This is a genomic window from Chryseobacterium sp. BIGb0232 (assembly GCF_024810195.1).
Taxonomy (GTDB): Bacteria; Bacteroidota; Bacteroidia; order Flavobacteriales; family Weeksellaceae; genus Chryseobacterium; species Chryseobacterium pennae.
Map to the genome: position 1 here is coordinate 397,453 of NZ_JANUEH010000003.1, position 13,662 is coordinate 411,114.

At 33.8% G+C, this 13,662-nt stretch carries 12 protein-coding genes; 5 read left to right on the forward strand and 7 right to left on the reverse strand.

Annotated features, from left to right (window positions below):
• Positions 1-433: 433 nt before the first annotated feature.
• Complete coding sequence (locus tag M2372_RS11335; protein ID WP_123319374.1) at positions 434-1,867, reverse strand: lipopolysaccharide assembly protein LapB; 1,434 nt, start codon at positions 1,865-1,867, stop codon at positions 434-436.
• A 513-nt stretch (positions 1,868-2,380) separates the two neighbouring features.
• Between M2372_RS11335 and M2372_RS11340 the strand changes: the two genes are divergently transcribed.
• The 3 genes from M2372_RS11340 (at position 2,381) to M2372_RS11350 (ending at position 3,531) form a co-directional block, all read left to right on the forward strand.
• Positions 2,381-2,803, forward strand: coding sequence for a transposase (locus M2372_RS11340; RefSeq protein ID WP_123319375.1), 423 nt, complete (start codon positions 2,381-2,383; stop codon positions 2,801-2,803).
• A 13-nt stretch (positions 2,804-2,816) separates the two neighbouring features.
• The gene (locus M2372_RS11345) at positions 2,817-3,140 is read left to right on the forward strand and encodes a helix-turn-helix domain-containing protein (protein WP_123319376.1); all 324 of its coding nucleotides are present in this window, start codon (positions 2,817-2,819) and stop codon (positions 3,138-3,140) included.
• Between the two features lie 67 nt (positions 3,141-3,207).
• Positions 3,208-3,531, forward strand: coding sequence for a translation initiation factor (locus M2372_RS11350; protein ID WP_115968927.1), 324 nt, complete (start codon positions 3,208-3,210; stop codon positions 3,529-3,531).
• A gap of 2 nt (positions 3,532-3,533) precedes the next feature.
• Here M2372_RS11350 and M2372_RS11355 read toward each other — a convergent pair whose 3' ends face one another.
• The 3 genes from M2372_RS11355 to M2372_RS11365 all read right to left on the reverse strand — a co-directional run bounded on the left by M2372_RS11355 (position 3,534) and on the right by M2372_RS11365 (position 8,867).
• On the reverse strand, positions 3,534-4,433 hold the full coding sequence (locus M2372_RS11355; RefSeq protein WP_123319377.1) for a leucine-rich repeat domain-containing protein: 900 nt from the start codon (positions 4,431-4,433) through the stop codon (positions 3,534-3,536).
• A gap of 142 nt (positions 4,434-4,575) precedes the next feature.
• A complete protein-coding gene (locus M2372_RS11360; RefSeq protein WP_123319378.1) occupies positions 4,576-6,741 on the reverse strand; it encodes an alkaline phosphatase PhoX in 2,166 nt (721 codons plus the stop codon).
• A gap of 296 nt (positions 6,742-7,037) precedes the next feature.
• Complete coding sequence (locus M2372_RS11365) at positions 7,038-8,867, reverse strand: cytochrome-c peroxidase (RefSeq protein ID WP_123319379.1); 1,830 nt, start codon at positions 8,865-8,867, stop codon at positions 7,038-7,040.
• A gap of 228 nt (positions 8,868-9,095) precedes the next feature.
• Between M2372_RS11365 and M2372_RS11370 the strand changes: the two genes are divergently transcribed.
• Together M2372_RS11370 and M2372_RS11375 are read left to right on the forward strand one after the other, a co-directional pair.
• A complete protein-coding gene (locus M2372_RS11370; protein WP_123319380.1) occupies positions 9,096-9,578 on the forward strand; it encodes a hypothetical protein in 483 nt (160 codons plus the stop codon).
• A gap of 20 nt (positions 9,579-9,598) precedes the next feature.
• On the forward strand, positions 9,599-10,453 hold the full coding sequence (locus tag M2372_RS11375) for a nucleoside phosphorylase (protein WP_123319381.1): 855 nt from the start codon (positions 9,599-9,601) through the stop codon (positions 10,451-10,453).
• A gap of 310 nt (positions 10,454-10,763) precedes the next feature.
• Here the strand turns inward: M2372_RS11375 and M2372_RS11380 are convergent, their stop codons facing one another.
• The 3 genes from M2372_RS11380 to M2372_RS11390 all read right to left on the reverse strand — a co-directional run bounded on the left by M2372_RS11380 (position 10,764) and on the right by M2372_RS11390 (position 13,418).
• On the reverse strand, positions 10,764-11,531 hold the full coding sequence (locus tag M2372_RS11380; RefSeq protein WP_123319382.1) for a hypothetical protein: 768 nt from the start codon (positions 11,529-11,531) through the stop codon (positions 10,764-10,766).
• The gene (locus M2372_RS11385) at positions 11,528-11,956 is read right to left on the reverse strand and encodes a MarR family winged helix-turn-helix transcriptional regulator (protein ID WP_123319383.1); all 429 of its coding nucleotides are present in this window, start codon (positions 11,954-11,956) and stop codon (positions 11,528-11,530) included. Before M2372_RS11385 ends, M2372_RS11380 begins: the two co-directional genes overlap by 4 nt.
• Before the next feature lie 187 nt (positions 11,957-12,143).
• Positions 12,144-13,418 carry a hypothetical protein gene (locus M2372_RS11390; RefSeq protein WP_123319384.1) on the reverse strand — a complete coding sequence of 425 codons (1,275 nt, stop codon included), beginning with the start codon at positions 13,416-13,418 and terminating at the stop codon, positions 12,144-12,146.
• Positions 13,419-13,662: the final 244 nt, after the last annotated feature.

The window sequence follows — 13,662 nt, forward strand, 5'->3', positions numbered from 1 at the left end:
GTTTTTCAACCATTTCAATGTATCGGTAAGTTTTTGGTGTAGTAGATTGCCAAGTTTAAAAGCAATCAATATATAATCTTTTGGTTTTGGATTTTTTAATTGGATACTATTAAAAAGTAATCTTTTGCCTGTAGCGGTAACTATCTGATAGCTTTTAGAACTACAACCAAAATTATGTTGTTACTCCATTAATTTTCCAACTGTATTTTTCTTAATTGTACAGCACTTTAAAAATCTTGGTGCAAATTTGAATTATTCATCCTCATATTCAAAAAAAACGGATATTACACAGATATAACATCAGCGCAAACTATTGATAATCAATATAAAATAACACGAAAATACTATTGCTTTATTTTCTTGTATAATGTTATGGAAAAATGAAAACCTTCATCCTTCATAGGCTTAATGAAAAACCAGGTTTAATTTTTTATTAATTACTATTGATGTTTTTCATCCAGATATACAGATCTTCTTCTGAAGAAATATTGAGTCTTTTTCTCAGTCTATTCTTTCTGATCTGTATTGACTGAGGTTGTACGAATGTATATTCAGCAATGTCTTTTGAAGAAAAGTTCAGAAATAATAAAGCGCAGAATTTTAATTCGCTGTTTTGCAATTGAGGCTCAATTTGTAGTAGTTTTGGAAAAAAATCAGGATAGACTTCCTGGAATCTTGTCATAAACTCCGGGTCATTACTTTTAGCCAATTGAACCACTTCTTCAAAAGCAACATTTAACTTTTGAGTCAATATTTTAGTTTCCTGCTCTTTTACATTTAGAATTTTATTTTTTTTGCGTATTATATTATTTACTAAGAAAATAATAAGAATAGAGCCCGTACATCCTATTAATATAACTGAAAGTAAAAGGTTATTTCTATCTTCCAAATGATTTTGCTTTTCTTCTACTAAAAGCCCGACAGTATCTTTTAGATTCTCATCCTCTATTATCTTTAAACTATCGCTAAGCGCATTGTATTTAAGCTTATTTTTTTTTTCATTATCCACCTGACCTGTTTTTTCGTAAGCCTGAGATATTAAGTCATATAATTCTAATAGTTTTCTTATATTTTTTACTTTTGCAGCGAGCTCTATTGCTTTTTTATACTCTACAATGGCAGAATCATACTGTTTTTTCGCTCCTTTAATATCACCTAAAAGTTTAAATGTTCTAAATTCATTATTACCTAATACAATAGGCACAGATTGAGCTGATTTTACATAAAATTCTGCAGAATCAATTTTATTCTCTTTGAGCTTTGCTTCAGTTAGAGTTAATAATGCGATCTTTAAACTTGTATTCAAACCTGAATTCTGCTTTTTAGACTTCCCCACTTCTTCAATAACCCTCTTGCAGTAATAAGTAGCAGAATCATAACTCTTTTTCTCAATATAGCTTTTAGCCATTTCAACCAGAGTCATAGTATTTGAGGAATATCTGATGGAGTCTATTTTTATATGATTTGCCAATACTAAATTCTTTTTGAGTTTTTTTAATGCTTCATCATACATTTTAATTCCTCTATAATTTATGCTGTATAATAAATTCAAAGAAATTTCTTCATCATCATCATCTAAATTTTTAAACTCAGATTCCATTAATTTTAAATAGGAATTACTTTTATTATATCTGTATTGCATAGAAAAAGCAAGAGCTAAGTTATAACATGCATATACTTTTCCTTTTGGATAATTAATATGTTTTGAGTCTTCCAGTATGGAAAGATTTAACTTAACCATATTATCTGTATGACCTTCAAAAAGAAGAGCATTAGACTTTTCCAGTTTATTGTCAATAGATTTTGTAGTAATCTTTTGTTGGGCAAACAGAAACAAAGGAAAAAAGAAAATGAGTAGTCTCATCATATTGCAGAGGTTTTATTCAATTGTATTTTTTAATGAACTTAAAAACAAATAAATCATTATAACAACATTACATATATAAATTTAATAATAATTATGAAAAATAATTCATTTCACTCGTGACATATATATGTTTTATTTAATCATTTATGTTTTTTTTATAGAATTAACAGATAACAGCAACTTTATTTTAACAATATTAAAAATTCACAGATAAATATTGAACTTTTTAAACTATTACATACCTATTACATTGACTATTTTTGTGTGATATTTATCCATCTCAAGAAATTTCAATTTTCTTACAAAAAACAAATTCAAGTATATAATAATCAAATCATTATTAAAAAAAACAATGGAAATATTCAAATGTTATATGTAAGTATAGCCCTTTTTTTTGCCCTACTACCTGTAAAGATGTAACATTGTAAGATTTTTTTAACAAGCATAAGGGATCCTTAAATTATTATTATTTCCACCAATCAAATTTTAAATAATCTTTCATAGAAACACAAAATGACAACAGACCTCAAAGAAATTTATCTCGGACATCTAATAAAGCAAAGAGTTTCAGAATGTGATATTTCTGTAAACAGAATATGTAAATTTCTTAAATGTACAGAAGAAGAAGTTGAAAAAATATATAAAAAAGAATCTATAGAAACTGAGCAGCTCTTAAAATTAAGCAAATTGTTAGAATATGATTTTTTCAGGCTGTATTCACAACATCTTATTTTGTATTCATCACTAGCATCCGTTGCGTACAACAGCAAAACAACAAAGTTACCCTTCTTCAAAAAGAATATTTATACCAAGGAAATCATTGAATTTATTCTGGATCTTTTAGAAACAAAACAAAAATCCAAAGCAGAAATAATAAAGGAATATGGGATCCCCAAGACCACCCTTTATAAATGGGTCAGCAAATATAAAAAATGAAAAAGTTATAAATATGATTACTACTCCCAATTATAAAAAGATTTATATTGATATTTTAGATAAAAAGTATCCTCACAAAGTAGAAATATGCCAAAGAATATTAGAAAAAAAGATACTTTCTACTTTAGATATCATTACATTAAATAAGATAATATTTGGAGAGCAGGATAAAGAATCACAAAAATTTAACCAAAGACACCGTTCTTACTGTGAAAAGACAATAAAAGAAATTCTTGAATATCAGAAAAAAAATAATCTTAATAACACCCAGGTTGCCTTAGAATTCAAAATGAGTCGCAATAGCCTTGCAAAATGGAAGAAAAAATATCTTGTTTAAAGTCCTTTTAGAGCTAATTTTTGGACAAGCTTGCGTACTTTTATGAATTATTATTTAATTTTGCGGTATGGACTTACGTGATCAATTGAAGAATCTTTTTCCTGCACATGAAGAGCAGGATTTTGAAATGCCTGAAGAAGAATTCAAGCAGAAAGAACCATTGGTATGCAAATTTGAGAAGAAGGGAAGAAACGGAAAGCCTGTAACGGTAGTTGAGGGTTGGGAAGGCAGTGAAGAAGACCTTAAAAAAATCTCAAAGAAAATAAAAACCACCTTAGGAATAGGCGGTTCTGAGAAGGATGGAACGATTATCATCCAGGGTGACAACCGTGATAAAATAATGGCTATCCTTAAAGATATGGGTTATAAAACCAAACGTGTTGGCGGATAGGCCTAGAAATAGACCTGGGTTTCCGGAAGTAAGGTTTTTAACTTTTCAATTCTGGATTTTTCTATAGGATTTCCTGTAAGAATCAAAGTTTTCAGATTTTTAAGCTGACTGATTTCTACAGGAATATCTTTCAGATTATTGTTAGCCAGATTCATACTTACAATGTTCTTTAATCCTTTTACTCTGGATGAAATTTCAGTGATATTGTTATCACTTGCATTCAGAAATTCAAGTTCCCGGGCTTTAAAAAGATTTTCCGGAAGCCTGCCAATTGCATTCTGCTGTAATTCAAGATATTTTAAATTTTGGGGAAATGATAGGTCTCCCATATCATTGATCTGATTATTTGCCAGGTTTAAAAACTTCAGATTTTTGATCTGATATAACCGGTTGGCAATAAAACTTATCTGATTTCCCTGTAAATTTATTTCTTCCAAGGTAGGAATTTTCATAAGTGCCTCGGGAAAAGTATTAAGATTATTGGCATCAAAATGAACTACCTTAAGATTTTGCAGCTTTGCTATATTAGGATTGATGCTTGTCAGACTATTCAAATTCATAGAGAATGTGGTGAGTTTTCTGAGCTGACTGATTTCATCGGGAATATATTTGATGCTGTTTTCGTTCACATTCAAAAATTCCAGTTCTTTTAACCTAAAGAGCTCCTGATCCATTTTCTCAAGCTTATTTGCCATTACATTTAAAAAGAACAATGAATCCAGTTTTACGATTTGAGGAGGAAGATTAAACATTCCTTTTTCCCTAAAACTCATACTGTAAACAGCTTTTTTGCTGTTCAGAGCGTCTTCAATATTTGTAAAAGTAGGATATTTAACTGGGTCAATCTGAGCATTAACCTTGGACAAAGATAAAATGGAAATAAACAGGATAAGCTTTTTCATATGAAGATGTTGATAGTTTTTTAAAAGCCATAGGAAATCACATCATTCTGGCATATGTTTGTGTTTGCAAGTCATGGCGATTTCATAAACAGAAAATGCCTGCCAGTAACTTTCGTCACCAACAGGCAGAATTATAAATAATTTATTTCTTTAAAAGTTTTATCGTTTTCTGGAATCCTCCTTCTGCTTCAATATTCAGAATTAAAACTCTAGACCCTTCCAATTGCTGTGTAAAATCAAGGTCTAATGCTTTGTTCGTTCCATTGAACTTCTTGGTATAAACAATTTTTCCGTCCATACTATAAGCAGTTACAGAAATATCTTTTAAGCCTTTTGGCGAATTGATTTTCACCATTCCTAAGGTTGGGTTCGGTGCTACTGTTACTGTATTTTCAGAAGCTACGTTTTCAATTGTTCCTAAAGAACCTTGTGTTCCTAGGTTTCCTTTAAGAGCAATAACTATTGTAGCTGATTTCCCTCTATAGTCAATCGTATTTCCTGTAGCATCAACATCTGTAGAGATGGTAGAATCCGGATGCTGGATAGAGAAGAACCCGAATTTATGGTCAGGAGTAAATGTTAATCCTGTAGGTTCAGATCCTGCCGGCATAGATGCAAATAATTTCACTTTCGGATTGGCCTGTGTATGATCCGGAGCAATTACCCAGATATAGTTTTTACCACCATCCTGAAGCACCCAAAGGTTTCCAAGTTCATCAAAAGTAAGGTTGTCATTTCCATCGCCCCATGCTTCAGATTTTGAACCTTGTGCTGTTTCAAAAGAGTATACAGAGTTAGCACCTCCTACGAATGTCTCCACCTGAGAAGCTGTTGCTCCGTTGTCCTGTAAACGGTAAACCTTATCTAATCCCTTTGCTGTAAAATAAATCTTACCATCCAGAGGGCTGATATCTACATCTTCTACTCCATTAAACCTTGTTCCTCCTAATGATTGAGCAAGTGATGCTGTATTATTTTGATCTGCTTTAGTTTTGTTAGGAACCTGAATCCATGTTGCGGTAGTTCCAGCCGGATCTCCTGCTGCTGTTAATCCCTGATCCAGTTTTAATACATAAAGATTTCCTGAAGCAAGATTGTTTGGTGTATCCATCACATATTTATACACCATGTGAGTTCCACCATCCTCACCATAATATGCAGTGGTTCCAGCATTATTAATCACCACATTTTCATGGTTCATAATTCCCATCTGCCAAAGTTTCCCTTTAGAACCGTCTGTATTTTTAGAAATAACCTGAGCTGTTGCAGGATCAATTTCTACCAACCATCCGTAATCTTTGTATCCGTCACTGTTTGAATCATTAGAAGTTACAGATTCTTCTGCTGTCACTACAGTTCCCCAAGGAGTAACTCCTCCCGAACAGTTTCTGATTGTTTGCACTAAACTAGGATCTGAGAAACTTACCGCTCTTGATCTTGTCAACTGCCAAAGCTTTGTACCAACATTATAATTAACCTCAGCCATAGTAACCCCTCCCGGATTGGTTTCATGGTTTACTGAAAGGTAACCATTTGTACTGCTTCCTGATTTGGCAACATATGCTGTAAAGTCGTTCTGACCGCCTACTAGACCTCCACCTTCAGTATAGTTATCACCTTCTTTTAAAATAAGCTGATATTTATGCTCTGCAGGAATAATAAGTTTATTGGTTTGTGCAGTAGGAACAATTGAAGTAAAGCAGCTAATGTGTGATCCGTTACATACAACAGGTGTAGGTGTAGTATTAGATGTTGTTTTCAGGTAAGCATCAATTCTAAGATCTGAACTGCTTACACTTCTGTTATGTAATTCAACAGAAATTCTGTTAACTCCATTTGCAAATTTTGATTTTGGAATAGAGAAAATATTATATACATTCTCAGCTGCACCATCAATTGTTGTACTTGAGAAAGTATTGTATGTAATTGTACCTGCAGGCATATTATCTCTTACTACCTCCTCTCCATTAAGATAAACTACAATACCATCATCTCTCATTACTCCAAGCTCCATATTATCGGAAAGTGTTGAAAGGTTTACGGTAAAATCCTTTGCAAAATATGCTGTAATCAGACCAGTAGTACCGCCATGAATGGTAGTAGTAACAGGATCACCATATCCTAATGGGCTATTACCAGCAGGCCAGGAAGAGATATCGTAGTTCTTGGTCTTCCATGCATCAGGTTGTGCCTGCTCAAGGTCTTGATAGCTCCAGGATGTTCCTTTATCAAAAATAATGGTCTGCGCCTGAATGGTTGACCCAGCAAATAGAGCCAAAGCTCCGATTGTTAGTAGTTTTTTCTTCATTTTTAATTTGATTTATTAGACCTTGCAAAACTATTTTTTAAAGAGCACGTTCCTGTTAATAGGACTTTAAATATGGGTGGGAGAATATTAATTAATTTAAAACCTAATGTTAAGGGGATTAAATTTCTGTTAAATAATCAGCATCTATTTTTAGTGATGCGGGTGTGGGAATAGAAAAAGCCTTTTGTTTTCGGGAATACTCTTACTTCATAGACAAGAAAACCTAACAGGTTTTAGAAATCTGTTAGGTTTAATTAGATATGGTAAAATTCTAGCTTATCTATCCTGAAATTCGCTTACTTCGCTTTACTCACATCCGTAAGAGCATTCAGAAAGGCAATAATCTGATTTATTTCTGTCTGGGTAAGGTTTAATTTATCCGGTGCAAGGGTCTGATTCTTCATTTTTAGTCCTAGCCCTTCTCCACCACCTTCATTGTAAAAATCCAGAACCTCTTCCAGAGTACTGAAAGCCCCATTATGGAAATAAGGTTTTGTAAGCGCAATATTTCTGACAGTAACCGTTTTGAATGAATAATCATAGATCCATGATTTTTCCTTTTTCACCGGACTATTTCCCCTTCCGGGATCCTGATCCAGTTCTATAGGAAGTTGTTTAATAGGTTTTGCAGTCACCCCCAGAACCTCAGACTCATTTTCATTAAAAAATGGAGGAACCAACCCTGAAAAATGAGGAGCAAAATGGCAGGTGGCACAATTCGCTTTTCCCATGAACAGGTTGAACCCTTTTTTCACCTCTTCAGAAACATTCTTTTCATTTCTCATAAAACGGTCAAAATCACTGTCAAAAGAATACAACGAGGCTACATAAGAGCTTAGGGCCTTTGAAAAGTTTTCTTTATTGATCTTACCATCTTTGAAGGCAGTACGGAAAGCCTTTTTATATTCAGGTTTTGTTTTTAGCTTCTGAATAATACTTTCATAGCTTGTATTAAACTCATCTTCATTATAAATTACGTGTTCGGCCTGCTGTTCAAGATAAAAAGCACGCAGATCATAGAAAAATCTTTTTGCAAAAACAGCATTATACAGAGACGGTGAATTTCTCAGTACAGTTTTCCCTTCCACATTGCTTGGAGACTTGGTTTTAAGATCAGTAAAGGCATTTTCCTGAAGATGGCAGGTTGCACAGCTCATTTTACCGTTACCACTTAGATTCTCATCATAGAAAATTGATTTCCCAAGGCTTCTAAGATCCGGATTATCTTCCGAAGACTTCAGCAATGTATAAAAATAAGGATCCAGAAAATCACTGCTGAAAAAGTTTTTATTGCTGGCATTCCAGCCGGAAAACTCTTTCAGGTCATCAGCTTTTCCGTCCCATTTTCCCAGTTCTTCATACAAAGGCTGAATATATTTTTTATAAAATTCAATCCGGTCAAAGGTTTCAAAATCTTTATTTTTTGAAAGATAGCTGATGGCTTGCGTTAAGGTCTGATCTGCTTTTTGGGTATTATAATTTTTAAAATAAGGATCATCATTAATATATTTCTGCATTCCTGAAAATGCGTGGCTGGCTTCTTCGGAAATATTTAAGGAACCCGGAGTATCGAAACCTGTTACCCCAAGGGAATATATTCTGATTAATTCTATACGCAAGGGCAAAGTCTTGTTGTTTCCTTTACTCATTCCATTTTTCATGGCACTCAGGTAGAACCCTGAATAACTGTTATATAAAAAATCGGTAATGGTTTTGATCTTTTCTTTTTCATTTCCCGCTTCTTCAGAAAATATCAGTTCATCTAAAACCTGTAATCCTTCAGGCGGAAGTGTATAGGCAGAGGTACCTGCTGCCTCAATATGAAAAAGAGGAGCCGCATTAAGGTGGGTTTTGGTAAATTCAGGATAATGATAGGCAATATAGAACTCTATTTCCTTAAATGAATTTCTCGTATTCTTCAATGATGCCTGCAATTCTTCCAGAGAAATACGATCTTCTGAGAACTCCCGTACATCCGACTTCAGCTGCTCGAGCTTACCTTTAAAATCAGTTAAGCCTTTATTAATATATGTATTCTCACTTTCTTTTCCTTTGTAAACAGGATTAAAGGACATTACTGCGAATCCTATTAAAAGGATGACCACAAGCAGTGGATAAGATCTCATGAATTTTTAGCGGCAAAGCTATTAATCTGATATTATCTTAACTTTAATAGCAGATTAAATAATGTTTATATTTCTGATACAATATTTTTCACTAATTTTAAACCCCGAAATCAGATTCATTATTCTTAAGAGACGGTTTATTCTAAAATACCGACAAAATAATGGTGCGAGGTTATTGGGAGAGGATTTTTTTAATTAAATTCAACACATCAAAGCTAAAATAAGAGTATGAAAACAAAATTATTGTTTGCAGTTACGGCAAGTTTCCTTTCGCTAACCGCATTTTCACAAAAGAAAAAACCAGCGGCACAGCCTGCAAAGCAACAGGAAATGGCAGTATATGCAGAAAAAAAAGGGAATGATTATTATTTGATCCGTCTTGAACAGGATAAACCAGTACCCAATGTTTATGTATATTCTAATGGGGTAACCAAGCCCTATAAAAACTACACAGAACTTAAAGATGTTGTTATAGAATTTCCCGGAATGATGTCATCCAATAACTCTACTAAAGAAGAATTGGTTTCCATTCTTAAGAAAGATAATCATTTCTATGAAATTACTTCACAAAGAAAAGACCCTAAAAATTTTGAAAAAACAGTGGTTACGGTGTATGAAGTAATAAACGGTCAGAAAAGGATTGTTGAGGAATATGATTCTATTTATCAACTTATGGCTTCACCTTACAAAGAAGCAATTTTCATTAATTAAAAAAACAAAAAATATAAATTATGCTAAACAAACTTGCTGCTTCAGAACTTATTCTGAATGAAGACGGAAGTGTATACCACTTGAATCTTTTACCTGAAGATATTGCTGATAAAATTATTCTTGTGGGTGACCCGGACAGAGTGGCAAAGGTTTCAAAATACTTTGATACCGTAGAGATCAAAAAAAACAAAAGAGAATTTTACACCCATACAGGAACTCTTCGTGGAGAGAGAATCACTGTAATGTCTACCGGTATCGGAACTGAGAACATTGATATCGTTATGAACGAACTGGACGCTCTTGTCAACATTGATCTTAAAAATAAAGAGTTCAAAACTGAGCACAAAGCACTTGAATTATTCCGTATGGGAACTTGTGGAAGTGTAAATCCTGATGTACAGGTAGACAATATGCTGGTTACTCAAAACGTAGTAGGACTAGATGGTTTAATGCATTTCTATCAGGACTATAGCTTTGAGAATGAGTTTTCAAGAAACTTCATGGAAAGATTCCCTTACGAAAAAATCAAACCTATGTTGTACTTCTCAGACTGGGCAGAAGAAATGGGCGAATATTATAAAGATGCCAAATATCACGGAAATACGGCTACTTTTCCAGGGTTCTATGCTCCACAGGGAAGACAGCTTCGTCTAAAGGCTGTGGATGATCAATTCCTTGAAACATTAAATGATCTTGGAGTTACCAACTTTGAAATGGAAACTTCTGCCATCTATGCATTTTCAAAATTATTAGGCCACAAAGCTATTACGGTAAATAATGTAGTTGCTAACAGAAGACGTGGAGAATTCTCTACTGACCACCATAATTCTGAAAAAAACCTGATCACTTGGGTTCTTGACAGAATCATTAAATAAATCTCTATAGGACAATCCACTTCCTATGTCATACCAATCATCAGATTGAATTGAAGAAAGGGAATATTTTAGATAAAATTAAATGGCAAATGCCGTTTCTATTGAATACAAGCCTCTGGAAATTATTTTCGGGGGCTTTTTTATAAGCTTGGCTAAAGCCAATGGAATCTTGATAAAAAAGAACGGACTAAAGCCCGTTCCTATTGAATTTATAATTAAGATTTTAAGAATATTAAGATGAGCTTCGCTTGAAGAAGCCCTCTCTTAAGGGATCTTTTTGATATTGTTGATGAAAATTAATTTATTCAAGCTAATTATTATGAAATGTCCGTGGATCAGGATATTGAAAATCATATCCCAGTTCTGAAACCAATTTTGAAGACAGGACTTTCTTTCCTTTTACTTCAAGGGCATCTTTCCTATCCTCTATATTTTTCTGGGCATTGATTACCTGAGACTTTGACGGATGTAACGGAGCTGTTACATTATACAGACATCCTTCTGTTTCATTTTCGATCATATTTAAGAGAATACCCGCAATATCTACATAATGAATATGATTAACCGCTGCTTCCAGGTTACTGATATTATAATTCTTCAGCAGCCTATTGTCTCCCATCAACCCTCCAAGTCTCAGAATATTTACCTGTGAATATTTGCTTTTTATCATTCGTTCTCCTGAAATTTTTTCAACAGGAATATCAACTTCGGTAAACTCTTTATCTAGATCGGGATAAACACCTGTAGAACTCATTAAAAATATCTGTCCTTTAAAGTCGCCGACAAATGTTGCTAAATTTTGAATTCTGTTGTAAAGAGAGCTTACACAACAACTTTTCTCCGAAATCGGAATGGTAATAATTAAAACATCAAGGCTTTCCATCATGTCCCATTTGGGATAAGGTCCGGAAAGCTGATAATCCGGAAAGTTGGCAATTATAGCATGCAGTCCTTTAGCATTAAGTTTTTCAGCTTTTTCTCCAGTGGTAGTGGTGGTATATATTTCATAGTGAGCTGATAAGGCGGATGCAATTCTCTCTCCAAGACAGCCGTAGCCTATAATTCCTACTTTCTTCATATTTTGGAAATGGATTGTGTTGATAATATTTCGTCCAGCGCAGACATTAATTGCTTCTTTTTTTCTTCATCCAGATGAAAACACTCCTGAACGGCTTCCGGGATATGCCTAGCTTTATCTTTCAGGGATTTTCCATTTTCGGTAAGGCTGATAAGCACTACTCTCTCATCATTCACACTGCGGATTCTGCTTAAAAGACCATGTTTTTCCATGCGTTTAAGTAATGGAGTCAAAGTTCCATTATCCAAATGAAGATGTTCACCGATCTTCCCTATGTTCATTCCTCCATTTTCCCATAAGACCAGCATTACCAGATATTGAGGATAAGTTAATGAAATTTCATCCAGATAAGGTTTGTATAAGCCTGTAATATATCTTGAAACAGCATAGGTCTTAAAGCATAAGTGTTCTGAAAGAGCCATCATAATTTATTTTTAAAAACAAAAATACTTATTTTATTTTGTACACAATATATTTGTTTAAAATATTAATTCTTTATGAGCAATCAATTAATAATCTGCAAGAGACATGATAGGTATTTTTATAAAAAAAACTCTCCGAAACCGGAGAGCTTTAACACCATATCAACTATAATAAAACTTATTATCAAATTTAAAACTCGTTGATCATCACATAAAAGTGACCAGAGTTTAGACTGTTGGCACTTCCGGAAATATTGGTAAGGTTAATCACAATACTTGAAGTGGAAGTCATTCTTGGATTAGAAATGGAGAATGTTGAATTCCCTGCAAAATCTCCGGCTGGAGAGACAACAACAACGGCCCTTGTAGAACTTGATTGAAATCCTGATGGAACTGCAATTTCCAATGTAGCAGATTTTCCCGGAGGCATATTATTAATGGAAACTCCCGGCCATACTTCAAAACTGATCTGGTTTTTCTGTACACTGCCTTTTTCACCAAGCTTATACTGCCCATTCACATCCAATCTTGCAGAAGTATTTGGAGCCCCTGTGCCAATGCCTACATTCGCATTATTATTCCCCAACACAACAGCATTGGCCTGAGAGGTATTTGCTCCATATCCTATGGCAGTAGAAAATTGTCCCAGAGCATTAGCTCCTGAACCTACTGCTGTAGAGTTTTCTTTATTAGTAACAGTATTATATCCTAAAGCGGTTTCACTGTTTGTATTTGTTTTTGCATTATATCCCACTGCAATAGATTGGAAACCTCCTGCTGAAGCATTGTTTCCAATGGCTGTGGATTCATTTTTACTGGTTTGTGCATTATATCCAATAGCTGTTGACTTAAAAGCGCCAGCTGTTGATTTATTTCCTATTGCTAATGCATCATTTGCTGAGACTGCAGCAGCACTACCAATGGAAATCCCCTGAAATGCAGAACTTGAACTTCCGATAGCAATTCCGTTCTGGCCAGCATTAGCCCCTAAACCAAAACTTACAGAGTTGTCTACTCCTAATCTTCCTGCTGTGGCAGCATTTACTTTAAAGACCAGGTCATCCATTGTTTTTGTTCCTAATGACAAAGCAGTATTGGCTCCACTATATGTTCCTGCATTCTCTCCCATAGTATTCCATCCAGCACCATCAATTCCTTTATTGGTATTAGCAGACGTTGACAGTCTATTCCATTTGGAAGCAAACCAATAATAAAATCCAGCTTCCGCTAATCCAGCTTTTCCGTTATTCCATACAATAAGACCATCTGCGGGAGAAGGAACTGTAGTAATATCCGTATCCGAAATCAGGGCAACGCTTGGAAGCAATACTCCTTTATCTTTAGCACTTACATGAAGCATAGCAGAAGTATCAGGATTTGGTGTACCAATTCCAACCTGCGCAAACGTAAAAAAAGTAAAGAGTAAAAAGAGAAGACTAAATCTTAATTTATAATTTCCTTGCATCACCTATTTTTTCGGAGGTGCAAATATACAAACTTTTTAATAAATACATGATTTTATTAAAAATTCAATAATTTAAAACACATTAAAGTGACTAAAACAGTCTCTATTCACTTTAAAATGAAAAAACTTCTAATTAACAATAGTTTACGCAACACATTATTCATTAATATTTAGTGAATTAAAATCAAATAAACCAGATAAATCACTTACACAATAAATAAAAAACATCACATAAAATTGAATA

Coding starts and splice junctions, on each gene's coding strand:
- M2372_RS11335 (WP_123319374.1), bottom strand. CDS start 1,867: ATGATGAGACTACTCATTTTCTTTTTTCCTTTGTTTCTGTTTGCCCAA.
- M2372_RS11340 (WP_123319375.1), top strand. CDS start 2,381: ATGACAACAGACCTCAAAGAAATTTATCTCGGACATCTAATAAAGCAA.
- M2372_RS11345 (WP_123319376.1), top strand. CDS start 2,817: ATGATTACTACTCCCAATTATAAAAAGATTTATATTGATATTTTAGAT.
- M2372_RS11350 (WP_115968927.1), top strand. CDS start 3,208: ATGGACTTACGTGATCAATTGAAGAATCTTTTTCCTGCACATGAAGAG.
- M2372_RS11355 (WP_123319377.1), bottom strand. CDS start 4,433: ATGAAAAAGCTTATCCTGTTTATTTCCATTTTATCTTTGTCCAAGGTT.
- M2372_RS11360 (WP_123319378.1), bottom strand. CDS start 6,741: ATGAAGAAAAAACTACTAACAATCGGAGCTTTGGCTCTATTTGCTGGG.
- M2372_RS11365 (WP_123319379.1), bottom strand. CDS start 8,867: ATGAGATCTTATCCACTGCTTGTGGTCATCCTTTTAATAGGATTCGCA.
- M2372_RS11370 (WP_123319380.1), top strand. CDS start 9,096: ATGAAAACAAAATTATTGTTTGCAGTTACGGCAAGTTTCCTTTCGCTA.
- M2372_RS11375 (WP_123319381.1), top strand. CDS start 9,599: ATGCTAAACAAACTTGCTGCTTCAGAACTTATTCTGAATGAAGACGGA.
- M2372_RS11380 (WP_123319382.1), bottom strand. CDS start 11,531: ATGAAGAAAGTAGGAATTATAGGCTACGGCTGTCTTGGAGAGAGAATT.
- M2372_RS11385 (WP_123319383.1), bottom strand. CDS start 11,956: ATGATGGCTCTTTCAGAACACTTATGCTTTAAGACCTATGCTGTTTCA.
- M2372_RS11390 (WP_123319384.1), bottom strand. CDS start 13,418: ATGCAAGGAAATTATAAATTAAGATTTAGTCTTCTCTTTTTACTCTTT.